23 protein-coding genes are annotated in these 25,264 nt (G+C 31.5%); 4 read left to right on the forward strand and 19 right to left on the reverse strand.

All coding sequences use genetic code 11. The features are described 5' to 3' along the window. Window positions 1-1,293: 1,293 nt before the first annotated feature. From ACXAG7_RS01960 to ACXAG7_RS01970, 3 genes are all read left to right on the forward strand, one after another. On the forward strand, window positions 1,294-1,503 hold the full coding sequence (locus tag ACXAG7_RS01960) for a hypothetical protein (protein WP_408043843.1): 210 nt from the start codon (window positions 1,294-1,296) through the stop codon (window positions 1,501-1,503). A gap of 61 nt (window positions 1,504-1,564) precedes the next feature. Beyond that, window positions 1,565-3,559 carry a tetratricopeptide repeat-containing sensor histidine kinase gene (locus ACXAG7_RS01965; protein WP_476665778.1) on the forward strand — a complete coding sequence of 665 codons (1,995 nt, stop codon included), beginning with the start codon at window positions 1,565-1,567 and terminating at the stop codon, window positions 3,557-3,559. After that, window positions 3,549-4,232: a response regulator gene (locus tag ACXAG7_RS01970; RefSeq protein WP_408043845.1), complete on the forward strand. Its 684-nt coding sequence runs from the start codon at window positions 3,549-3,551 to the stop codon at window positions 4,230-4,232. The genes ACXAG7_RS01965 and ACXAG7_RS01970 overlap by 11 nt, the downstream gene beginning before the upstream one ends. 77 nt (window positions 4,233-4,309) lie before the next feature. On the opposite strand, the gene ACXAG7_RS01975 is transcribed toward ACXAG7_RS01970, so the two are convergent. The 5 genes from ACXAG7_RS01975 to ACXAG7_RS01995 form a co-directional block, all read right to left on the reverse strand. Next, window positions 4,310-4,783, reverse strand: coding sequence for an outer membrane beta-barrel protein (locus tag ACXAG7_RS01975; protein ID WP_408043846.1), 474 nt, complete (start codon window positions 4,781-4,783; stop codon window positions 4,310-4,312). A gap of 321 nt (window positions 4,784-5,104) precedes the next feature. Beyond that, window positions 5,105-5,632, reverse strand: a complete 528-nt coding sequence (locus ACXAG7_RS01980; RefSeq protein WP_408043847.1) for a porin family protein — start codon at window positions 5,630-5,632, stop codon at window positions 5,105-5,107. A gap of 358 nt (window positions 5,633-5,990) precedes the next feature. Beyond that, window positions 5,991-6,518, reverse strand: a complete 528-nt coding sequence (locus ACXAG7_RS01985) for a porin family protein (protein ID WP_408043848.1) — start codon at window positions 6,516-6,518, stop codon at window positions 5,991-5,993. 268 nt (window positions 6,519-6,786) lie between these two features. Further along, a complete protein-coding gene (locus ACXAG7_RS01990; protein ID WP_476665779.1) occupies window positions 6,787-7,281 on the reverse strand; it encodes a hypothetical protein in 495 nt (164 codons plus the stop codon). 271 nt (window positions 7,282-7,552) lie between these two features. Then, complete coding sequence (locus tag ACXAG7_RS01995) at window positions 7,553-8,083, reverse strand: DUF3575 domain-containing protein (protein WP_476665780.1); 531 nt, start codon at window positions 8,081-8,083, stop codon at window positions 7,553-7,555. 350 nt (window positions 8,084-8,433) lie between these two features. On the opposite strand from ACXAG7_RS01995, the gene ACXAG7_RS02000 reads away from it, so the two are divergent. Continuing rightward, window positions 8,434-8,766, forward strand: a complete 333-nt coding sequence (locus tag ACXAG7_RS02000; protein WP_476665781.1) for a hypothetical protein — start codon at window positions 8,434-8,436, stop codon at window positions 8,764-8,766. A 197-nt stretch (window positions 8,767-8,963) separates the two neighbouring features. Here ACXAG7_RS02000 and ACXAG7_RS02005 read toward each other — a convergent pair whose 3' ends face one another. From ACXAG7_RS02005 to ACXAG7_RS02070, 14 genes are all read right to left on the reverse strand, one after another. After that, entirely contained in the window at window positions 8,964-9,212 is a 249-nt protein-coding gene (locus ACXAG7_RS02005; RefSeq protein ID WP_476665782.1) for a hypothetical protein, read from the reverse strand. A gap of 1,639 nt (window positions 9,213-10,851) precedes the next feature. Next, a complete protein-coding gene (locus tag ACXAG7_RS02010; RefSeq protein ID WP_476665783.1) occupies window positions 10,852-11,289 on the reverse strand; it encodes a hypothetical protein in 438 nt (145 codons plus the stop codon). A gap of 335 nt (window positions 11,290-11,624) precedes the next feature. Next, window positions 11,625-12,416 (reverse strand): hypothetical protein, encoded by a 792-nt coding sequence (locus tag ACXAG7_RS02015; RefSeq protein ID WP_476665784.1) that lies wholly within the window; start codon window positions 12,414-12,416, stop codon window positions 11,625-11,627. 652 nt (window positions 12,417-13,068) lie between these two features. After that, complete coding sequence (locus ACXAG7_RS02020; RefSeq protein ID WP_476665785.1) at window positions 13,069-13,341, reverse strand: hypothetical protein; 273 nt, start codon at window positions 13,339-13,341, stop codon at window positions 13,069-13,071. Between the two features lie 430 nt (window positions 13,342-13,771). After that, on the reverse strand, window positions 13,772-13,963 hold the full coding sequence (locus ACXAG7_RS02025; RefSeq protein WP_476665786.1) for a hypothetical protein: 192 nt from the start codon (window positions 13,961-13,963) through the stop codon (window positions 13,772-13,774). A 155-nt stretch (window positions 13,964-14,118) separates the two neighbouring features. Further along, a complete protein-coding gene (locus tag ACXAG7_RS02030) occupies window positions 14,119-14,523 on the reverse strand; it encodes a hypothetical protein (protein WP_476665787.1) in 405 nt (134 codons plus the stop codon). A gap of 93 nt (window positions 14,524-14,616) precedes the next feature. Then, window positions 14,617-14,997: a hypothetical protein gene (locus tag ACXAG7_RS02035; protein WP_476665788.1), complete on the reverse strand. Its 381-nt coding sequence runs from the start codon at window positions 14,995-14,997 to the stop codon at window positions 14,617-14,619. A gap of 145 nt (window positions 14,998-15,142) precedes the next feature. Then, entirely contained in the window at window positions 15,143-16,225 is a 1,083-nt protein-coding gene (locus tag ACXAG7_RS02040; RefSeq protein WP_476665789.1) for an AbiH family protein, read from the reverse strand. A gap of 364 nt (window positions 16,226-16,589) precedes the next feature. Then, window positions 16,590-16,796, reverse strand: a complete 207-nt coding sequence (locus ACXAG7_RS02045) for a KTSC domain-containing protein (RefSeq protein WP_476665790.1) — start codon at window positions 16,794-16,796, stop codon at window positions 16,590-16,592. A 9-nt stretch (window positions 16,797-16,805) separates the two neighbouring features. Further along, window positions 16,806-18,593 carry an ATP-binding protein gene (locus ACXAG7_RS02050; RefSeq protein ID WP_476665791.1) on the reverse strand — a complete coding sequence of 596 codons (1,788 nt, stop codon included), beginning with the start codon at window positions 18,591-18,593 and terminating at the stop codon, window positions 16,806-16,808. Beyond that, window positions 18,593-19,798, reverse strand: a complete 1,206-nt coding sequence (locus ACXAG7_RS02055) for an SIR2 family protein (protein WP_476665792.1) — start codon at window positions 19,796-19,798, stop codon at window positions 18,593-18,595. Before ACXAG7_RS02055 ends, ACXAG7_RS02050 begins: the two co-directional genes overlap by 1 nt. 375 nt (window positions 19,799-20,173) lie before the next feature. Next, on the reverse strand, window positions 20,174-23,236 hold the full coding sequence (locus ACXAG7_RS02060; RefSeq protein WP_476665793.1) for an NACHT domain-containing protein: 3,063 nt from the start codon (window positions 23,234-23,236) through the stop codon (window positions 20,174-20,176). Window positions 23,237-23,985: 749 nt separating this feature from the next. Next, entirely contained in the window at window positions 23,986-24,246 is a 261-nt protein-coding gene (locus ACXAG7_RS02065; RefSeq protein WP_476665794.1) for a hypothetical protein, read from the reverse strand. A 97-nt stretch (window positions 24,247-24,343) separates the two neighbouring features. Then, window positions 24,344-25,036 (reverse strand): CPBP family intramembrane glutamic endopeptidase, encoded by a 693-nt coding sequence (locus ACXAG7_RS02070; protein ID WP_476665795.1) that lies wholly within the window; start codon window positions 25,034-25,036, stop codon window positions 24,344-24,346. Window positions 25,037-25,264 lie beyond the last annotated feature (228 nt).

Consider the following 25,264-nt stretch of genomic DNA (forward strand, 5'->3'; position numbering starts at 1 on the left):
TTAAGTATTTCTGAACTTCGAACACTACAAAGATATAAGGGCTCATTTTAAAAGTGGTAAGTCAGTGGCTTACTTTTAGTAAGTCACTGACTTACTTTTTTAAAGCCTACTTGATTATTAAGCACTTAGGAAACGAAAATTTTGAAAATGTGAAAAAAACTTTATCTTCGCGGTCGAAAAAATTGTATGTATATGAAAAACATAATTATGAATCCATCACACTTTTGGCTCAATTTTTGCATTGTATTCAACTACATACAGACGTATATTCATTTTATTTATGAAAATTGTTAAAACACAATAAATTATAAAAACAAGTTGCATCCTCAATAAAGGGACGCTTTTTTTTTGAAACAACTTATGATAAACAAAATATAACATAACTCAGATTGCGCTGTAATGCTAAATCACTTCACCACCTGATTTTCAAACAGGTACCTTAACTGGACACTTCCGGTCAGTTCCCCTATTCCCTAAAAACAACTTAACTCTTTGATTAACAGCAAATTAAATCATTTTTTCCTTGTGGATTTTAAAATAATACTGCATCTTTGTACCTGTAAATAAACAAGTACAAACATTTATACTATATATATGAACACTAAGGAACTTTCACACTTAACAGATCGCAGGGCTGCTATGAATGCGTACTGTATAGCGATTTTTCCGAAACAACTTTACGAGATGTATTAATTGTATACCTGATACTCCTATTAAATAGGATTAGAATACAAGAGGCGTCTCCCCGAAGGAGGCGCCTCTTATTATTTAAACATATTAAGGCATATTCATAAATTTGATACACATATAAAACCATAAATGTTAAAATGACTTAAAAATTTGCATATATCGTAAAAAAAAGCTATATTTAACATAAGAAAGAAAAACACTATGAATCATTTAAAATTGCACATACTAATCGAAAAAGAACGTTTACTCATTCATTGGGGACGCTTACTAAAATTATATACTTCATAACCGAGGAACTAACTAATTTAGTCATATAATCAACTAGCGTTCTTATCAAAATTGCAAACGCTTCTATTTACTGGAAATGTAGAATACACCTGAAGTCTGTTGTACTCAATAGGCCTTAGCAGTATTAAGTCTTCACGCCTTTGACCTAACGTCAAACACATTCTACAAACCCTCAAATTCTTGAGGTGTATGAATATGCCCAAAATCGAAGGATTTCAGCATACTCCGTCGAATACATTTCGATGTTCATTCTAGCTGCATATGCGGCCTGGGATACCTATATCAACTATTTAAAAGAAAACTAAAATTGAAATTATGAAAACTTTAAAAACTATTATTGCTATGATCGCCTTGTTTACACTAACTACTGCTTGTACGGATATGAGTGAAGACCTTACCCTACAAGATAAAATAAAGAATGAGCTCCCTGCAACCCCACCTCCTGCAGACGATACTACCACACCTCCAACTCCTGGGTTTATGACCGGAGAGGATGGTAGCACAGACAATGGAGGAAAAGGATAATTTTCGAACTAAAAAGCCTTTGAAAACCAAAGGCTTTTTTTAGTAGATTTGTGAAAATTACATGACATTGAAATTCAAACTTTATATTCTTTTTTCTTTTATATCTTTTAATATTCATGCTTTCCAAAAAGACAGCATCGATATCTGGATAAACCAAAGTAAAACCAAAAACTTAACTAAAACCTACAAAAAAAATCAGTTAACTAAGGCGTACCTGTATATCAGAAGCAATAAATTACTAAAACCCTTAAAACTCAGCACCATTGCCTATCAATTTTATAAATTAAAAGATACTTCGAGTTTTTTTGAAGTCAATTCTGCGGCCATGGAGTTAGCGACTAAAACCAACCAAGCTTATGCCATAGGCGATAGTCATTGGAATTTAGCTACTTACTATATTGAAGGAGAAATTTATGACCAGGCTTACTACCATTTTAATAAAGCTTTACCCTTTTTTCTGAACAATAACTTTAAAAAGGAAGCATCAAAGATATTGATAGGTATGGCTAATATTAGAGGTAAGTACAAAGATTATATAGGAAGTGAAAATTTGGTTGTAAAATCCATGGAATTAAGTAAAGAGACCCACAATATTCCTAATATTATTAGTTGTTATAATTTTATAGGGCTCTTACAATATGATTTAAAAGAATATGATGAAGCTTTCAATTACTACCAGAAAGCATTAAATCATTATAAAGAGCTCAATACGAAAGATCAGGCTAAATTAAATTTTTCCATCTTCAATAATTTGGGAATGTGTTTAACAAAACTAAAAAAATACGATGAAGCCATTGCTTTCTTCAACAAAGAATTGAAAAAAGATATTCATATTTTGGATTTTGCTCGCATTTTAGACAATAGAGCTTTATGTAAATTAAAAATGGGAGATACTCTTGGGATAAGAAAACAACTTTTCAAGGCTCTTAAAATTCGTGATAGTCTAAAAAGTACAGCAGGAATAATTATCTCCAAAATTGGATTGTCTAACTACTTCAAAACTATTCATCAATACGATAAAGCCCTACAATACGCAAGAGAAGCTAATAAATTGGCAAAAAAAATCAAAAATGGAGATAATTATCTAACTTCTTTAAAACAACTCGCCGCTTTAGATCATAAAAATTCTCAAAAACACTTAGGACGTTATATTGAGTTTAATGATAGCCTGATGAAAGTTGAACGCCGTATGCGTAATAAGTTTGCTCGAATACAATTTGAAACTAACGAGTACATCGAAGAAACCGAGCGCTTATCGGAACAGCGCATTTGGATTTTAATTAGTAGCATTGGTGGCTTGCTAATTTTAAGTCTGCTCTATTTTGTGCGTGTACAACGCGTACAAAACGAAAAACTGAGCATCGAAGCAGAGCATCAAAAAGCCAATGAGGAAGTGTATGTACTCACTCTACAACAACAGGCAAAACTGGAAGAAGAACGCATTAAGGAACGCAATAGAATCTCAGAAGAACTCCACGACGGTATCCTCGGGAAATTGTTCGGTACGCGCTTTGGGCTCGGCTTTCTGCCCCTACAAGGTACCGACGAAACACTAGAAAAACACCAAAGCCTACTCAACGAACTACAAGACATTGAAAAGGAAATCCGCGATGTATCGCATAAGTTAAGCGACAACTTTAACAGTACGGATATAAATTTTACCAGTATTATCAAACAACTCTTAGAAGATAAAAGTATTATTGGTAACTTTACACACAGCATTGAATTTGACCCTGAAATTGCTTGGAAAGACGTAAATGAGGTTACCAAGGCCAATATTTACCGAATTATACAGGAAGCCCTGCAAAATATTATCAAACACGCAAAAGCTAAGCATGTTTCGTTAAAATTTGGCTTGTCAGGCAACTCGCTAAGTATTAGCATCCAGGATGACGGTGTAGGGTTCAATGTGAAAAAAGGCAAAAAAGGGATAGGAATAAAAAACATTAACTCACGTTTAGAAAAACTAAAAGGAAAAATTACAATTAAATCAGAATTAGGTGTAGGGACTACCCTACTCATAAACACCCCCCACATCACTATAGATGGAAAATAACAAACTAACCGCTTTAATTATTGATGACCATCCGTTGATCTCTGAGGCTTATAAGAGTGCCTTTCAATATGTGCAAAGTACCGATGCATCGTATGTATTTGACATACATGTAAAGCACAATTGCGACGATGCCCACGCTATTATTCAAGAGTTTGCAACGGAAAAGAAAAACATTGATGTCATCTTTTTAGACATGCGATTGCCCGCATCCAAGGATGGTAAAATACTCTCAGGAGAAGATTTAGGACTTCGTATTAATGAATTGCTCCCAGAAAGTAAAATCATCGTATCCACTACCTTTAACGACAATTACCGCGTTCACAGCATCCTGCGAAGTTTAAATCCGGAAGGGTTTTTGGTCAAAAATGACATCACACCGCAAGAATTGGTGACGGCGATAAAAGAAGTACTAGAGGCTCCGCCCTACTACAGTAAAACGGTCATGAAAATGGTCCGCAACGAAATTTCAAACGAATTTATTTTGGACGACATCGATCGTAAAATTCTCTACGAGCTCTCCATAGGTAACCGCATGAAAAAATTACCCGATGTGATTCCCTTGTCCTTTGCTGGGATACAAAAGCGCAAGCGTCATTTGGCAAAGATATTTGAAGTAGACAGTAATGATGACCGAGAATTGATACTCGTTGCGAGAGAAAAAGGATTTTTATAAAAAAACAAAACAACAACAATAAAAAAAGGAGCTATAGTTAAACTATAGCTCCTTTTTTATTCTAAGTCTTTTATAGCTTATAAAGAGAAAGAATACGTTCCTCCAATACCTACAGTAGAAGCAGAACCACCATCAAGAACAACGCTTGAATAGTTTGCTTGAACAGTAATAGCGTTAGTTACTTTGTAACCAACCATTGGACGGTAGTAAAATCCTGACGTTTGACCGTCTTGGAAAACTCCAATTCCGTATCCTAAATCAGCTCCTAAAACTACTTTGTCAGTAACACTGTAACGAGCAGCAGCAGCTAAAGGTAAATACCCTAAGTCTGGTCCTTCTCCGTTAAAGTGTAAGTAAGATACAGATGGTCCTACTTTGAATCCTTCAGCTACGTTGAATAAGTAGTTAGCTTCGATTGATCCAGTTACATCGTGAGTGTTTGATAAATCACCTACTGGTAAACCGATAGTACCTCCTACGTTTAATTCACCTTCTTGTGCATTAGCGGCTAATCCGAAAGCCATCATTGCAACAACTAAGAATTTTTTCATAATTTTTTAAATTAGATGTTTTGAAGGGACAAATGTAGTACTAAATTGAAGAATTATTTCTTGATTTTTGTTAAAAAAAACGAAGATTTTGAAAATGAATTTAACATTAAATTAACATTAAAAATATAGGGTTTTCCCCTGCTATTACTGACTCTAAAGCCGTTTTACCGGTAACTTATTAAGTATAAGTTTTTAAGATTTAATTCACTTTCTACAATATTAAATTTAGGCCATATTTTTGTAAAATAGTCTTTTATTTTTAGGACAAAAAAAGCACCCAAAAAGATTTGGATGCTTGGTACTTCAGAAATTTTTTGAGGTTTAGAATCTAAAACCAATCCCTACATTGAGGTAATCAAACTTTGAGGACGCAATAGGATTGTCTATTCGGTTCGATAATCCTAGGGAATAACGTGCTGTTGCAAATACCTTATCCGAAAAATCGTAGCCCAATCCGGCCGCAACACCAAAACCGAACTTATTTAATCCATTCGACTCATCTAAGACATAGTCTAAGGTTGGACCTGCATGAATTGAAAATTGATCTGCTACATAATACTTAGCCAGAATGGGTAAGTTTAAAGTGTTCGTAGAGTTTCCATCCTTATAGGCCGTACTGTACAATAATTCCGGTTGAATATGGAACTTCTCACTCACTTCGAAATCAGCAAAAACTCCTGCGTAAAACCCAGTTGCACTATTACTAGCACTCGCTGTATTGCCTAAAACATTCACAGAGTTTCTGATAACCATAGTGTTTAATCCTGCAGTCAAACCAAATGATGTTTCTTGAGCTTGTACTTGTGAAAGACCTAATGCGATAGCCGCCATTACCAATAGTTTTTTCATAATTAAATTTTTATACTTTTTAGTTATTATTTATTCGTTCTTGGTAAGGCAAGTTTGATGCCAAAAACCTCATCTTTCCTCCATTTTCAAAACAACCGCAACACAATAATCATACAACACATTGACAGATAGTAATTTATACACCATGGGTTTTTGTAAGGTTTTTACTACTTATGTGTACTCACTGTAGTATACATAGATACGCGCGGTTTTGCAATCACTTTATATAATAGGAAACCCAAGAAGCTTAAGATGCTTTCTTCTAACGAAAAAAGAGTTGCCGTTTACCTTCTATATAATCAACAAAAAACACCTGAGTATCCTCAGGTGTTTCATATAAAATATACAATGTATGAACTTAGAAACGGAATCCAAATCCAACATTTAAATAGTCAAATTTAGAAGTCGCGATATCCGAATCAACTCTGTTAGACAATCCAAAAGAATAACGTGCATTTACAAATACTTTCTCAGAGATATCATAGCCCAAACCGGCAGCCAAACCAACGCCAAACTTGTTAACAAGTGGTGAAGCATCATCTACGACTAAATCTAACATCGGACCTGCTTGTACAGAAAAGTTGTCTTTCACATAATACTTCGCCATAATAGGCATTGCAATAGTATTCGCTGATGTTCCATTATCATATGAGGATGTAAACAACAGTTCTGGTTGAACGTGAAATTTATCGCTAACAGTAAAGTCAGCAAAAAATCCAGCATAATACCCCGTCCCTGTGGTAGATCTGTTTACTGATGGAGTAGTATCAGTAGATAGCTTCACCGTTAACAAGTTTAAACCTCCCGTTACACCAAACGAAGTTTCCTGAGCATTAACCGATGATAATCCTAAAGCTATGGCAGCTACAACTAGTAATTTTTTCATAATTAAATTTTATACTTTTTAGTTATTATTTATTCGGCGTTTAAATGACAAGAATGGTGCCAAAATTGAAATCAAAATCGCCAATACTCAAAACAAAAAACCTAAAACACTCATAAAAAACTACTTACACACCAAAAAAAACCACAATATGGATCATTAGTAAGTATGAATTTCAATAATTGCTTAAACAAACCTCAGTACATACTCATCAAAACAACAAAAGGAGCACTGTAGTGCTCCTTTTTATACTATTGGGTGGTTTGGTACTTTAGAAATACAACGCAAATCCAATCAATCCTTGGAATGCTCCTTTTTGACCTTCTTCCAAACCAAAATTATATCGTAAAGTAGGCTTCAAACTTACATGCTCACTTAAAAACACGGCGTATCCTCCTTGTAAACCGATAAAGTCCGTACTTCCGCCATCAAATGAATTCCCGGTATAATCAATACCTACAGGGATTTTACTTAGAATATAGTATTCCAACCCTATTTTATAACTGATTACATCTCTACCAACATCGCTATAACCAAAACCTGTTTTAATAGCCAAATCGTTTGCAGCGAAATACCCACAATCCAAGCCCATAGACCAAACTGTATTTCCATCAATACTCGTCAACGAGAAACCGGTATTTCCTGTAGAAAAAGCCCCCGTATTTGCCTCAATCACCAAATTTCCTAAGGCTGTTTGTCCGTCATTCTTTTGTGCATTTACTGACAAGCCTAAAGCCATCATCATTACTGCTACTAATTTTTTCATAATTCCTTCTAATAATTTTTATTTTGCGGCGGCAAAAGTACACTTATTTACATTTTATCATAGCGTATTTTTAATTAAAAAAAACACAGCAAACTGACCATTGATTTCCAAACCCTAACAATCAACCAAAACTAATCACATAACTCAAGCTCCTATTTTGATGCAAATTCTCTATTCACTCCCCTAAAAAAATGCCTGTATTGTCCGGACTCCAACAAAAAAGAGACTGCTTAATAAACAGTCTCCTCTTAATCGTATTTCTTTCGTTTACCTACCAAGCGTATCCTATAGACACTCCTAAACGAGGTAAAAACCCTTGGATGTTAACTGAAGTACTTTCTGTAGCAGATACAGACATATACTGAGCTCCGAAGTTTAAATCTAACGCAAATCCAGAGTCTCCACCTCCAAATACCCATTGGTATCCAGCTAAGGCACCTCCAGAAAACGTTGAAAATCCGATGTCAGCTCCAGCAGAGTTGTTAGCAGAAGAAACAGCATAGCTTACAAAAGGAGCTGCATACCAACCTCTTGGCGCCATATTTTCTGACGAGAAATAAAATTTATACTTCCCTTCTCCCCCAATAGCTCTCGAACTTACTACCTCACTTCCAGAAGTTACTTTAGCCGATGCAAAAGACAAACCGATTTCGAAAGCTTGATTGTCGGCTACCACTCTTTCATAAGAGAAATCTCCAACACCAATTGCCAAACCTAACGGATTAGCTTTAATCACATTTTTTTGTGCATTTACCGAGGATACCCCGAAAACTACTGCTGCGATAAGTAATAATTTTTTCATAATTCAATATCTATTTAGTTATAATTTATTTGACATGATCGTAAACAAGGATGATGCCAAAACGCCACCCTTAAATACACCACTCACAAAAAAAACAATATAAAAAACTGCAAAACAGCAATTTAAAATCACAAAAAAATTAAAAACTCCTTTAATCCCTAGTGATTAGAACAGCGAATCCAAGAGTTGGTTCAAATTTAATGGTTGTTTTAGTCTTAAATTTTTAACGTTTTTAGCCATCCAATAGAAATGAAATTAGATCTTAGGCTTAGAACCCTCAAAACAATAAACCTTAAAATCAAGCTGGATTGAACCAGTATTGAGCCTAAGAGCGCCATCGAAAAGTGGTATTGATATATACTTTTAAGTTTAACTATAGTCGAACCAAAATTATACCCCACGCAAACATCTATTGGCAGAAAACAGGTGAAAGACTTCCTTTACTTGAGGATAATGAAGGGCAAACGTTATTTGAGCAAGAAAAAACCACAGACACAATCAAAATAGAAAACCTAGAAGTAAACGTCGATGAATTTGTTTTGGCCACAGCTCAAAACATGAATTTATTAAAGAAAACGCCTGTATGCTGCAACACTTTCGTAATAGAGGCGATCAAATTGATTAAAGAAGCGGAAAAAGGAGATGGAACTATTGACGTTTCCAAACTTGCAGGTATCAGTTAGATCGAGTGTGGCTAACCTTTTTATTGAATAAGCCTCCAGAAATTGTTATTTTTTTGAAAAAACATAACCCTTTTACTACAAAAAAAAAGACCTACGTAATCGTATAATTAGTTTAACTTTTGTTTTCTTACATCTTGGACATAAAAAAACACCTTAATTAAGGTGTCTTGTGGTAAGTTTATAATATTTTACTTTATCTAATTTTCAAATAAATCGCAATACTCATCTATAACTTCATCCTCAACACCCCAATTTTTACCTTTCGTCTCAAATAAGACGATTAAACCTAACAATTCTAAAGCACTATATGCTAAAAATATAAGACCATCTTTTTTAGCCACTAAAGAATTATCTCTCCTTTCAACGTTATACCCTTTATCTATAATTAACTTATAAGCTGGAGGCTCAGTATTCCCTGCTGATGCAAGAGTTATTAATTCAGTCATTTTGATAAATATTTAATCCAAAAATATTAAAATATATTTTTAGAAATATTAATTGCTCCTACTTGGCAGGACTTACTTCTAGTACTTCGCTAAATGGTATCCCATATACCTCACAGTTTACTTCCTCACCACATTTCGGTTTTTGAATTTTTAAAGGATCAATACAGATGTCTTTAACAATTGTCTTAACTTTTTAAAAAAATGATTACCATCTTCCCACTGATCAAGATAAATTATTATGAACTGACATACTTTCATATATATAGGTTTTTTGTTGTTTTAATTTTTATATTTTTGTTTAAAATAATTGTTATGATCCCATTCATTGCTGGTCTTATTTTAGTTGCTGTTTACTATATAATTGAATACCTGGCTTATTATCTTTATTTTTCTAAAAAACCAAAAAGAAAACTTTGGCACTCAAAAAATCAAGGGGTGTTTTCTCTATTGTTTCTTTTATCACTTCATTATTTATTCACCTTAATTGAATGGGTATTAAGTTTTTTTTAACTACTGTTTTATTAATTCATAGGGATTTACTTTCTTATTAAATTCTGATCACTTATAGGTATACCTTTTTCCAAAGAATAAAAAGCTAAATTCAATACTATATAGATTCTTATTTCAGTTTCCATATGTCTCTTACAAGAGACAAATCTTCGATCATTATGGATAATATGTGTATAGAATATGTGATCGCCCCAACCACATAGGTCACAAAAAATCATTTCTTTAATTTTATCTAACTTTAGGTAATCATTAACAATAAAAACAAACTTATATTAGATAATAATTCAATATATATATGCATGTACCTTAAAAGGAAGTAACGAGACAATTCATGTTAGAATTATTTTAAAAAAAGTCAGAGTTTTCTTCTAAAAAAATAGCAGCTTTGCTGGATTTGATTTTTTTGTTAAAAAATTAGAACAAACAGGAGCCCCATTAAAAGATGATATTTTTTGCTTTAAATCTGAACTTAACTCGTGGTGTTAACTTACTATTATTTTGTTTTTATTAATTTTGATGTATGCGTATATTAAAACTATGGTATTGGCGATTATTGTTAAGTCTTGTTGTAGGTCAAGTTGTCGTTCAACTATTTGAAGGATTTAATGACTATATTTTTTTTGGAACAATCACAATATGTTTTATCATTCTTTCCGCTATGGCTAAAAAGCTTTAACTACACTTTTACCTTATTCTGTTTTTACTAATTTTGTTTTATGAAAAGAATACAATTCATTGGTTTTACTTGGTTTGGTATTATGATTTTACACCCTTTTGTGTATTTGTTTTTGTCAAAACTAACAGTTGTTTTTCCTCTATCTCTTGTATTAACTTCAATATCTCTATTTATCGTTTTTGTTATCATTCTTTCCTTTTGCTTCAAAGTATATGAAGAATGATTAACCTACAATTAGTTTAATACTTGCTTACTTAATTTTAGGAAATAAAAAAACACCTTAACTAAGGTGTTTGTAGTAAATAATAGTTAACGATATCGTATAACCGTCAGTTACGGCTTAATATCTGTTAATTTTTGGATTATCCCTGACTTTAGCAATTAGCGAGTAGATTCGGACGTAGTCGAATCCGCCGTAATTGCGATTATTCATTGTTGTACGTTCGTATTTTTTCATTCCAATGTCATTTGCAATATCAATTGCATTCGTCCACTTTTTCCGTCACTATTACGTTCCCAGTAATAAAAATCATAGCGTTTACTTTTGTTTTTTTGTCCGAATTCAATTAAATCCAAAAGTCCGAAAGATAACTTACCCCAATACTTGTCAGATTCAGTAATTCTCAATTTCCGTTTTCTTTCGTCACGAACAAATAGAATGTATTTGCAATTCAAACATCGTGTATCTTTTCCATAACGAATTGAAATTGTGTCGATTTTTTTGATTTCTGATTTGTTTATTTTGATATTTAAGTCTTTAGAAACAGAATTAAATTTCGCTATTATTTTGTCATTAATATAAACGTGCCAATAGTCCAAAGTATCTAATTCATTACTGAATCCTTTGAAAGATAAAGTCAGAAATAGTATGATAATTATTTTTCTCTGCATCGTTTTTCTCTTAAGAGGTGCAACGGTTTTGTATGTAAAAAGTATCAGAATAAAGAGCTCTACTTTTCAGTATAGAAACAAAGATAGCAGAAAACCATAAACTTTACAGTTTAAACTTAACTACTATTTTATATACCGTGTTGTGCAACGTTACTTTCTATTCTGATAAAATACAACACCTCCGATGAGAAGTATTACAACAGATGAAATGATAAATGATTTTATCACTTTAAAATTTCTAAAATCAAATAATTCTTGATTTTCTCCATATAGCAATAGCCAATGCATTAAAAAAATCAGAATTATTGTTATAATTATTAAAACAATCCTTTTCATTAGAATACAGCTGAAGCAAATGCACTACCTACGACAACTCCTATAAATGATGCCCCTGTCAAAGTAAAACCAACAGGTCCAAATAAAACACCCCAACTACCATATGCAGCGATACCAATCATACCTGCAGATATAGCTTTTGCATCTGTTTCTGCTACATTTCTCATTGTTCTCATAGATCTGTTTTTACCTCTCTTTTCCATAATTTTATATCCAATACCACTTCCGCCTTTTTCTGTAGACCACCAATAATAAGCTGATTCCTTTAATGTTTCTGCATAAAGTTTCAAAGGAGTCTTAAAAAAATCTCTTGAATCGTTGTCAATTTCAGATATTATTAAATCTAAATTATCTTTTAATTCTTGATGATTACTTGATGAATTTAGAGTTGATGTTATACTTCGAACATATTCTTTTTCAAATTCATTTTCTAGTAAATCTTCTAGATTTGCGTTTCTTACATTATCAAAAAACTCGCAATATGCTATAATTTCATTAGATTCAGCAAACCCCGCTATTAATTGTATTTTCATTTCTTCAAATTGCTCATTACCAGTTTTTTTTGACTTAAAATCATACATCTTACTGTATATTTTCCCCAGATGAACGTTATGGTCTAAAGCCATATTTTTAATCTCAGAATTTGAAAGCTCCATTTTACGCCAAAGTTCTTTACTTTGACCAACTTCTTCATGCGTATTATCAGCATTACACGAAAGTAATGTGCTAATAATTATAGTTAGACTTAAAGTAATTATATTAACTTTTATCAATGATTTTTTAGTATTCATAGTTATCAATTTTGTCGATTATTTTTTTATGACTGTTAAATTTATTTATTGAATTTTAGACGTTTAAATCAGCTTACTCTATTTTTAAAGTGAATTTTCTACTTTCACATACTTTACATAATTGGATGATCAGTCCTTTTATACCGCTTTGCTTTTAAATGTTGTACAACTTGTTTACAAACGCATTAAATAGGTCGTTATACTCACAAATTAGGGAAATAAATATTTACCACAATAATGTCAAAGAACGTTTACCTGTTTTCATGTAGCGGAGAACCTACTGTTAGTTTAATACTTGCTTACTTAAATTTTGGACATAAAAAAAACACCTTAACTAAGGTGTTTGTAGAAAATATTATTGAACGTCTCTTGTATGGTGTGTTTGCATCCCGAAGGGTGTATATGCATTATACAAATTGTTAACTTCTATTTTTCTGTTCTTCAAACCATTTGAGTTGTGATTTGATCCGTTCGATTATCACACTATCTTGGTTTTTATATATGTCTCTATTTGATAATTTTCCTTTTCAGGGTGTTTTTCATTTACAAATTGATTTATCCCAAAATTGAAAATAGATTTGTCCAAATCTTTGGTTATAAAGATTCGCCAAATAATCAGAAATTAAATCAAGAATCTCTTGATGTTCCTTTTTTAGTTTGACTTTTTCCATTCATTTTCAAATTCAGCTTTCTCAATTTCAAACTCCTTGAATTCATCCATATCCAGGGCTTGATCACCTAGACCTCCATAATCATCAAAAGTCTTTTCGGAATGATATTTTAATCGGTTACCATTCTCGTAAAGTTCAATTTGTTTAATTGGATATCCATCTGTACCTACTTCAAAGTACCAAGTTGATTTTCCCCAAAAGTCAAATTCATCCCCTCTAGTTTCATCCCAATTTCTCTTGAAGTATCTGCTCATATTAAGTATTTTAAAAATTCTACTCCTCCGATTTTATTTCCTTTTAGTACGTCAATAACAATCGTTCCGTTCTTTTTATCTTCAAGAGTTATGTTTTCTTGAAATTGCCATTCAGAATTAGGCCCATTAGGGTTATCTCCATTTGCGAAATAAATGTAAGCTTTACTTTCTGATTTAGGCTTTAAACACTTTGACAAAGCTGTAATTATCTCCGTTTTGTCAGGAATCTGTTCTTTTGCTATGTCAACAATCCATTGAGGATTCTATGTTTCCCATTTCTTATTCATAATGTAAGATAACGTTTTGCGTATTGTTATTTGCGCTTTTTTGTTTGTAAAGTTAAATAAAAGTGGTGAACTTTTGGTTTTCCGAGATTTGCCCGAAGGAAAAATCCGCAAGCAATTAATTATACAGGTATTAGCTAGGCGTTTTATTTAATTTCGTATACTTCCCAATCTTCTCCATAATCTTGGTAAACCAAAACAGTGACTCTTTTATAAGCCTTATCTCCTTTAACTACAAGGTTAATATTGGCATTCCTTGTCTTTCCTTTCGAGTCAGTTTTAACTGAAATCCCTCCCGTTGGAATAAGTCCGAATTCATTAATGTTTCCGAGACTCAACTTTAGATCTTCATTATTTTTGATGAATTCTTATTAGTTACAGCTTAATATCTGTTAATTTTTGGATTATCCCTCACTTTAGCAATTCCGAGTGGATTCGGACGAAATCGAATCCGCCGTAATTGCGGTTATACATTGTTGCCCACAGTATTTTTTCAAAGTTCAATTCCGTATTTTCTAAAAGTCGTATTGAACCAACCTTTGTGGTCTTTCCAGACTTCATTTGTTCTTAATTTATTTATTGCAATCTTTTTAAATTCCTCGTTCTTGCTTTCCAATAGTGTTTCTATAAATGAGTGCAAATAGAAAACTTCATTTTCGGTTTGAAATTTGGCTTTAGGAAAGTCATTTCTTAAATAGTTTTCTAATTTTTTTGAGTATTCTGATTTATAGTATTTTTCTAAATACTCAAAAGCATATGAATTGTTTTTGTTAAAAGCTAATTCCTCAATTCTTGGCAAATAATTATCCTTATGTTTTCTATTTTCAAAGGCTCTGTTATAAAGCAACCAATAAACTTCTTTGTCAGAATAGATAATTATGCTATCTAACTTTTCCATTACAACGTCAGTTGCAAGATTTTTATTAATTGCTAAATCTTGCTCGTAATTATTCCCTTTAATTTTTGAGGAAGCCTCAATTCTTATTTTGTTCTAGTATTCGTGATAAATTACTGAAGAAACAGGGTCCATTTCAATTATACAGCCCTCAAAGGTTTCAACCAGTTCATTATTTTGTAATTCGGATGATAGTAACTCTGGAACGTTTCCTTTGCCAGATTGAATGAGTTCAATTGAAGCGTAAGTCCGAATTGTTGGATTTTTGTGTTTTGACAATTCAGTCAGTTCTTTGTCGGATAGTTTTTTCTTTAATTCTTGAAATCTTGTGTATTGCGGACTTACCCTACAGCCAATTCCAACACAATCAGATTCCACTCTGTTTACTTTAATAATTGAATCAATCAGTTGTTCTTTTGTTTGTGAAAAACAAAGACTAATTATTAAACTAAATATTATCGTGAGCAATTTTTTCATATTATGGGTAACGGTTTTGTATAAGCTTTGTTGTGTGTTTCTAGAAACTAAATTAATAAATATAAACCGAATAGAAAATCTACTAGGATTTTCGTAAGTAGGCGAGTACTAGCAATGAATTATACACGGTGTTAGCAATAGTTATTTATGGAAAGTATTTACTGTCCTCAAAATTCAAGACTTTAACTCTTAAATCTCTTTCATTATCTATAATTCTGCTTACAGAAAAAATCAACTTATTAAATTCTTCCTTTAAATTTATTAAGTCCTGATTTAAATCTTTTCTTTTATAGAGATGTATTCTTTGACATTTTGCATTATCTAAAATTTCTTTAAGTAATGTCTTATCTGTCTGTCCTAATGAATGACCTATAATTGATACGTCATAATCATTAAACTTCTCCAATGCTTGATTATATATTTCAGAGTATTGTTTGTTATTTAAATACTCAAATGTTTTAAAAAACCTCAAATATTCATCTATTTCAGATTCTTTAAGTTGATTGTATTTGGGATGTTGGTCATTGCCATAACCAAAAATTATATTTTCAGACTCAATATCTCCGTGTATGTAATTGATTTTAATTTTCTCATTTTGGTCAATATAGTTTTCAATTGTATTCGTATAATTGAAGTTTATTATGTAAACATTTTCCAATGAATTAAATTCTTTAGAAGTAAAGAATTTTTTGATAAATCTATCGTCAACTGTTCTAATAGATTTTAAGTACTCAAAAAGAATTTTTTTTATTTCTATTAAGTTAGCATTAAGTGTCTTTATCCGTTGCTCTTTCGGAACTTGTCTAACTATTTTTTCCTCAATTGAAATTAACTCTGTGAAATATGCATTTTCTATATCAAACCAATTGGTATATTGATTGTCAAATAGTTTACCTAAAAACTCATTCGTTATTATGTGTTTTATATAAGACGGGGTTTCCTTGAGTGTTTTCGCTATTCCAGAATTATCTTTTATAATTTGATAAAAATGAATTCGCTGAATGGTATTCCCATATTGATTATTAACCATATTATTATTTAATTGATCTATAAAATTTTCAGTAATTAAAGAACCATTATAATCGGCAATATTATAGTTCATTAATGTTGGCGAAAGGATGTCTTCAATTATGTGATTTGCAAAATCATTATATGACGTTTTATATTTATGCGCCAAATCAAATCCATTTCCGATAATTAGGATTAAATTTTTCGATTTATAGCTCATAGTTTCTTGGTTTGGTTAATTATTGCTAACGGTTTGTATATGAAACGTAGCGTGTTAAAAAACACTATCATTTCAGATTATACACGAGCCGAATTTTTATTTTTTCTATTTATCTTTTAAATTCTAAATATACAGAAATAAAAATTTGGTGGTCTTAATAAATAAGCGAAAACCTCTCGGAAAGCCTGTGATAGCTATGTTTTATATACATTGTTGTGCATAGTGCTTTCACGTTCTGCTTGGTTTTCCGATGTTTCTTATTTAATTCGGAAGTGAGCGTTGGCGAGACATACTCTTTTGCAATTTTTGGTGTAGCGTTGGCTGGTGCGAATTGCGAATGTGTATGGCTTTTAGCGCTGGCTTTTTAAACTGGCGAGTATGTAAAACCTGCTTTTTTGATGTACATATTCAAATATTGTCCTTTCGAACCTGCTGATAGCAGACCTTCATATAATTCCGCTGGTACTCCATAATAGTCGTAACTACCTCCTTTGAGAAAGTCAACTCTTAAAGTTGCCGATTCATAATCATATCCTATTGCAGATAAATTAGTTGAGTCTACTGGTATCATTTCCATATTTTAATCTTTAGTTTTTTGTTTTCTCCAATTACTTACTGCTCTAGCAAAATCTGGATTTTCAATATCTTCTTTTTTCCATTCTAATGATGGAACAGCATCATTACTATCTGGTCTTGGTTTCATTAAAGGAATAAGTACTCGGCTTGGAATTTTTATGGCTTCTCCAATTACTATCGCTTCTCCTGTCCGTAAAGAGGGAAGAGAATCGGCAAGTCCACTAGAATTATCAGGTATAGAAGAACGAATGATTGATTGGTCATCGGAACTTGATAATCTTAAAGTAATAAAAGTTCCGCATTGGGATAATATTGAAGAATCCAAATCTGATGGACGTTGACTAATAATTAAAGCTCCAATGCCGTATTTACGTCCTTCTTTGCAAATCCGTCTAACTGCTGAACTCGAATAACCTTGAACAAATTGGTTACTGCCTCCTTTTGGTAAATATGAATGAGCTTCTTCATAAACCATTAATAATGGTCTTTGTCTTCCGATTCCATCTAAAAATCTACCCCAAAACATAGTTTCATACGAAAGTCTTGAGATTAATCCAACTGCTAAATCCATTACATCAAAAGGTATTCCTCCCAAATCAAGAATAGTAATTGGTTTATCGTGATTAATCCACTCACTTAAAAGGTCATCTAAATCCTTTTTCACACCATCATATTCTGATGTATCGAAAATAAAGTCAATTCTGTTATCTAAAAGTTTACCACGTAACTTGTTTAGATACGATGATAATAGTTTATTTGGTGTTAAGATAAATGGTGGGCTACCTCCATTACCAGGTGATTCGAATTTTGGTAATTCTAATGTGTCCTTATTACCCTTTAGTTCATTGCCATCCGCATCTTTTTGAAAAGCGATAGTTGATAAGTCTCCTTTAGTATTAACTGTAGCAAAAGTTTCTATATATAATTCATACCAGATTTTCTTAAGGTCAAAAGGAATTGGCGAATTAACAGTTATTTGGTTTTCTGCTATTGCACCAGATTTAAGTTTAGATGATAATTCTATTTTTTGTTTTAAAATCTCTTGTTGAAATCTTAAATCTTGTGGCATATCGGTTGCCTGTTTCTTGTCGAATAAAATTAAAGCTAATTCGTTATAAGATAAACACCAGTATGGTATTTTTAATGGATTATCTCCATCAATCGAATAGACTTTACTGTATTCTTTTAAAGCTGTATGGTACTCCGAATGTGGGTCAATTAATATGATTTTTGCTTTTGGATAAGCTCCAGAATTAATTGCTTTTAATAAAGAAGTAACAGTATTTGATTTACCAGAACCAGTAGAACCTACAATTGCACTATGTCTAGTAACAAGTTTATCAACATCCAATAGTGCTGGAATAGATTCAGAACTAGCAATGTTGCCAATTTTAATATAATTTACATCTGAAACCTTTCCATAAATTTTAGACAAATCCTTTTCGGACACTAAATGTGCTTCATCTCCAATTGTTGGGTATTGGCTAATACCACGTTGAAAACTCCCTTTTGTAGTGCCTTCTCCGACCAAATGAACAGTCATCCATCTATTTCCATAAGGTTGTTGGTCAACTAGATTTTCAGGAACTGAACTAGCACCTACTTGAGATATTATACCATATAGTAAAGTAAAACCTATTGGAATTTTTACAAATGTTCCAATTTGTCCAATTCTATACCCTTGACCATCAATATAAGTTAAACCTGATAATGACTCATTTGATAAAAGGACTCTCACGCTAGAACCTTTAACATCCTCAATGGTTCCTAAAAATGTAGCTTTATTTTTCATTAGTTATCTTCATTTTCGCTACCAACCAATTCTTGTAGATAATCTCCGAGTTTAGCAAAATCGCCTAATTTTAGATTCCAAGAAATAATTTTATTTTCTTCATCCTCTGGGTCAACAGTTTCAATCCTTTGAACTACTTCTGCAATATTATCCTCTTCTTCAAAATTATCAATAGGTTCCCATTTCCCTTTTTTCGTACCTATAATTGCTTTATCAAAAGCCCAAAGGCTAATATTAGGTCTCCGTTTTGCAATTTCTTCTGCTCTCGGATAATCTGAAAGTTTACCAAATAATAATGCAATTACAATTGAAGTGGGATTTGCTTTTAATGCATTAAGTATAGCATCATTTATGTGTTCATCATTGAACGAATATCCAGAAGTTATTTGTATTGCAGGTTCTGATTTAATAGAGTTTGTCAAATGGTCTATTAACGCCAAATATGGCATTTTTCTACTTTGGTCGTATTTTAGATGAGATGGATATATTAAATGTGATTCTTGCTCTTGAATATTACTACCTGTACTTCTATGAACTGCATTTTTAGATTGATACCAATTTAATGAACCGTGAATTTTCCATAATCTTGTCCAATGTTTAGGAATGGAATTACTTTCTATGGCACGAAGGTCAAAGAATGAATTACGAGCTCCAACAAAACCATCAAAATACGGAACATAAGTTTCTTCTAGGGCTTGTTCAATTAAAAGGTCATAGTTTGTAGTAAAAATTTCTATTGGTTTATCTCTATCTATAGATGCTATCCAAGATGCAAATTTATGATAAGGTGTTATGTCTTTTGGGAGTTCGACATTTATCAATTTAGCAATGTATGAGCAAATCTCTTTCTCTATTTCAATTAATTCTTTATTTGTAAATCCTCTTGCTTCTCCACCAAGAGAAACATCTTTTAAAGAACGTGCAAAACTTAATACCAATTCTATATTTTCGTGGTCTTTTAAGTCTTTTTTTATTTCTTCAAGGAATTCAGCATAACGTAAACCCGCTTTTTCTTCTTTTACTAATTCAGCGTTTACTTTCTGACTTAATTCTTTTATTGCTGGAATTAAAGGCCATTCGCCATCAGGCATAGTCACTCCCAAAGGACAACCAGCAGAAATGAAAAACGATAATGGTTTTTTATCATTTGATAATGATTGACTTAAAAATTTTATTTGCTTAATTGGATCGTGCGTGTTTGACATTCTCTTTTTATTTTTTTAGCATTGGATTATGTATTCGTTATAATTCAATTTGGCTAATTTATTTCATTTCCAGTTAATTTGATTACGGATTTCCTCAATCTCATTTGAGAGTTGGAAAGAAACAGCTCTTTTATTTTTTTCAGCGTTGGATTTTCGCATTGGCAAAAAAATAAATGTGCTATTTGCACGTTGGCTTTTTTAGCACTAATTTCAATGGTTTGCACGATTTTCCGCATTATGCACAACGGTAAATTGTATTAGTAGTGGCGGAGTGCGTGGTACTTCCCTGTCAAACCGCTACGCAGTTTGTGCGTGTTACAAACCTTGAAATTTACCACAACCCTTGCCATTACTTATACAAAATGTTATACATAGTTATTTTGACCTTTCTTTTAATTTTTCAAACAATGATTTAATAATTCCTACTGAAAGCCGATTCGAATGAAATTTTAGGATATCTGATTTGAAATCTTTGTTAACTTCAATAGTTTCATTGCCTGTTGGAGACTTATAAACTGATATCACACTCTCTTTATTCAGAACCTTAATCATTGTATCAAGGTTTATAATATTTCGTTGATAACTACTAGTAATTTTTGGTAGTATGCGTCTTTCAAGTTTTCCATTTTTGCAAAAAAATGAGAAAAAATGATGCAAATCTAGAATAATTTTATGGTCTTTATTTTCGCTTTTTTGTGATACTTTATTTATAACATTTTTAAAAGAATCGTCAGAACCTTTGATGTTAATAAAATGGCTCGGTTTAACAAGGGGACTCATATTCCGCTCAAGATATAAACTATAAAAGAACGAATCCTTGAATTTCGTTTCTTCATTAAATTTACAATTCCAGAAATAGTCATATGAGCTTATGAATGAATTGTTTATTTCTAAATCTGAAAAATCAAAAATTATTTTGTTGTTATCCTTACATGATAAATCGATAATGAAAAGTTCATTTAGCACATCTTTCTTTGTCTCAAATATCTTCTTTAAAATATTGGTATTAACATCAATATTACTGTTGCTTTGTTTGTGAGCTATTTTAAGCATGATAATAAACAAAGCAGATATCGCTCTTCTACTACTTTTTTGATTTATTGTGGTATCCTTTTTTATTGACTCAATTAATTCAAGAATCCTAAACTCTAATGACTCAATAGAAATATTAATACGTTCACATAAGTCATTAGTGAATGATGAATTATAGGAAATGTAATTGGATAGAATATCAATGTGATGATTATTTAGTGTGCTTTTACCCTCAAGCAACAAATTGAAGTAGATGTTTTTAATATGATTTTTAAAAAAATCATACTTGAAAACAATTTGGTCTTTTTTTAAGTCAATGAGTGGATGTGCAAGAAAAGTTTCAATTTGTCTTTCATTTATTGAATCTTTTAGAACCCTTTCGCAAATGCCTTTCAAATCATTTTTCATTAAGTTGGTTAATGCAACTTCAAAAAACAATTTTATTTGGTTATCAACAGAAACCTGCTCGGTTCTTTGTTCTTCTCTTACACACAGTTTCCCAAGAATAAAATCATTTTTAATTTGTTGATTTAAAATTTCCGAGTTAAAATCAGGATCATAATATTCACCATTCTCAACTGTGTCATCAATGATGAAAGCAACACACTCTAAAACATATGGAATGTATTCATCATTATCCTTTCCTGTAATCGACTCTGCTATGGATATAGCTTTTTGTGGAATTTTGGGAGAGTTGGGATAGCGCCGAGAAAAGAATTCAAGCGCCTTGTCTTTGTCAAAAGGCAGTATCTCAATTGACTGTATTTTGAATTCAGGTGACTTTGATTTATTCCAGAAATAGTTCCTTGATGTAAGTATAACTTTACCATTCCCAATTCCTTGTGAGAAATGCTGAATTGAGTTAAAAAAGGCTTCAACATCGAACCGTTCCCCTAAGCGAGAAATAATCTCATCTAAACCATCAATTATGATTACGAAATTTCCATTATCTACATTGATTCGAAATAGTTCATAATCGATTTTATTGCCTAGTGTATTCTTAGCTAAACTGGCTTCATAAAAGTCATACAAATCAATTGTATCGTCATTCTGAGATAAATGGTGTATTGCACTAGATATTTTTAGTGCATCAATATAGATAGCCTTAGTATTGTCATCTGTATTATTTATCTTATCTGTTAATATCGTAGCTAAAGCACTTTTACCGATTCCGCCTGAACCTGTTATAATTAGTGTTGGAGAGTTATTTTTATATAACCAATTGTCAAAGAAGTTGAAGTTATCAAATTTTTTATCTTGAAAATGGAAGAATGGTTGGACGTAAGTGTTGTCTGTCTCGGGCTTTACTTTTTCAAAATAGTGGGAAGTTAACTTATCCCAAACAAAATTGTCAATATGAATTACTTTTATGTTCTTTCCTGCATATGATTTTATTCTAGTAATTCTTTTCTCTTCATCATATTTTTTACTGCGTTTAATTAACACAAAAGCATCAGCAAGAATGTCGACAGTAGAATTTAAATTACTTATAAACTCAATTGTCTTTTTAAAATTAATATTATCATATAAGTATATACAAAAGATGCTTTTCCCCGTTAGCTGTTCTAGTTCATACAATTCAAAGCCAATTTGATTCTTACTGTTCTCATTAATTTTCTTAAAACCTGAATTGTATATTTTTAAAATTGTTTCTACATCAGAATATTTTTTTAGTAGCTCTTGCTCAACTTCTTTAAGTTCAATAAACTTATCAAAGAAAAAAGTTGGAATTAAATCATCAATATCTTCTCTGCTGAAAACTTTTTGAAACGTATTATGAATTGGCAACTGAGTTTCAATGATTTCATCAAATGCTATTGTAAATATCTGAGCTTTTTTATTGTATGCATTATTTAATAATGTCTCTTTTGAGTAACTATAACTATTGAATCTTTCATAGTTTTTAGTGTACAAGACAATGAGTCCTTCAGTGTCTGGCGTTAATTCTTTATTGTATGTTAAGTTTAATTCTAAAACAAGTTTATGGTTATTAGAAATCACCTCAATACTGTTTTCTTTCAGTTGTTTTACAATACGAGATGCTATGTCATAGTCTTGGTCAACAAAAGAAACAGCAATTTTAACTTTAGGCACTTTAATTTCTTCTCCTTTAAACAAAGTATCTTTAAATTCAAAAACTAGTCTATTTAGAATTAATGTGTGTTGTTCCAAGACATTGATAACATCGTTAAGATTTTCTTTGGAAGCCGCTTTATGTGCGATTTCTTCAAGAGTACTTAGTCTGCTCAAGAGAGCGTCATCTCTTTCTTTCCCTAAAGTATTAGCTTCAATAAAACCACCGATATAAGGAATCAATTTAATTAGTTCTGAAATATTTCTTTTCCTGAACGTTTTATCTTTTTTTAATCTATTAGTAAGTTCTTGAAGTCTACTAAATTCATTCATATTATATTTTGTTAGTTCAGCTTTTTAAATTGGTTAGTGCATCTCTTGGATTTATAATTATGCACAACTTGTTTATAAACGCATAAAATACATCGTTATGCACCTTATCTTAGTTCTTAATCGATTTTATTGTATATCATTATAATTGATACGTTTGTAAATATAAAGATGTAGGAGTTATGACAATTACGGAAAACCATAATCAAAGTAGAAAAAAACTATAATTTTATAAGGATGGAGAATTAGCTACAAAAAAAAAGCACCCTATTAGAGGCGCTAGCTTTCATGAGTTAACAAAAGCTTTGGTCCAATTCAAAATCCGCACTCATGACCTCTACTCTTCCCATTGACAATATTTCACATTTATGAGTATCAATGAGCTTATTTTGTCTCGTTACTTCTTCATGGGGCTTTCTTCTAAATCTTTACTATTTCTTCCTTATTCTTTACTTCACCCGATAAATACCCAGATCGTTTTGTCTTCTCTATACCTACCCCCGCTCCCGCACGATTACATCGTGTGGTATAAGCAGATGTTTTAAAATATTTTGTAAACATAGTTATGAGTAGGAATTATAAATTTCATCATCTGGAAAGATTATGTTTATAGTAGTGCTATAGATTGTGATGGAGGGAAAGGATTGTTAAGATAATATAATTGTATTTAAGCTATTAAGGTAGATATTCCAAATAATGCAATCGTGCGGCAGCAGGGGAATATTTCAGTTTTGCTGAGTGAAAATTATATGCTACCATTTGAAGTATTTTTTAGTAAAACCATCTCTTGGGCCTAAATAGAGAATTAACGCTCCCGTCATTGTTATAAAAAAAGTCCATAAGCCAAAGAATAAACCAATTAAAAAATGAAAGCCAATACCAAGACAAAGTAAATATTTTCTTTTTGGTTCACTTTTTGAAATTGCAATACCCATAAATAATAATATTTCAAGAAGAAGAGTGCCCCAAGTCATCCCTGTAACTAGATAAGGATTTTTTAATAATGGAAACATAATTTTTCTCCAAAAATTAAGAGCACTAAAAAAGCTAAAAAGCAAGATATCGGTTCTGTAGAAATTGATTTCCTAATTTTCTCCATAGTTTTTAAATTTAAATTAAGACCATTATTAATAAATAATGCACTATATGAGTAGAGGCATGAGCAATAAACGATGCTGTTAAATTGTATTTCATGTATAAATAACCGTAAATAAGGCCAAAGAATACGTTAACACTAATTACAAATACCACTGAATTAAAGTTTGGTGTTCCATCTATGAATAAAATCGGCAAATGGCCTAATGCAAACAAAATTGAAGAAATTACTAAAGCGAAAATTTTTGATTTTAGACTAGTAAAGAACTTCTTACAAATGAGGTACAGAAACGATAATAATCCTAACCTCATTATCAATTCTTCATTGAGACCACCGTAAAAAACCTTAGTTATGATACTTATTTTGAATTCTTTTAAAAAGTTTGGTAACAAACTTTCAAAATAGGGAGTAATTAAAAATAAAATAACCCCTAAAGGAAAAGATAAGACTACACTTACAATTATTCCTTTTTGATCTAGTTCTAAAAGTTCTTTCTGGTTTTTAAACTTAAATGGATAAGATGTTTTATTTAAGGAATATGTGCCTAACAGCATTAACAAAACTGATAACATCAATGGTTGAATTAAAATTGCCCATTTTGGAATACTAAACTTGTTTAAAATAGGGAAATCTGAAAATAGTATTGATGTTACACCAATAATGGCAAGAAAAAGTAATGTATTTATATTTTTTGTAGGACAATTCATACCACCAAAACTAAAAAGAGGAAAGGTCAAAAAATGACCTCTTGAGAAATCTCTTTGATTTTTTTATTCTTTACAAGATTAAATTGAATAACCTTGAATAAAGGGCTATTAGTAAATAAGGTTTGCCCCCTTAAGTTTAGGATAATAAATTGTTAATCAGAATAAATCTTTTAACGATTTCAATCTTAACTTTTACATCCCTTGCATAACAGTAATTGAATTCGTTGA

Source organism: Tenacibaculum sp. AWR4_210 (assembly GCF_056160945.1).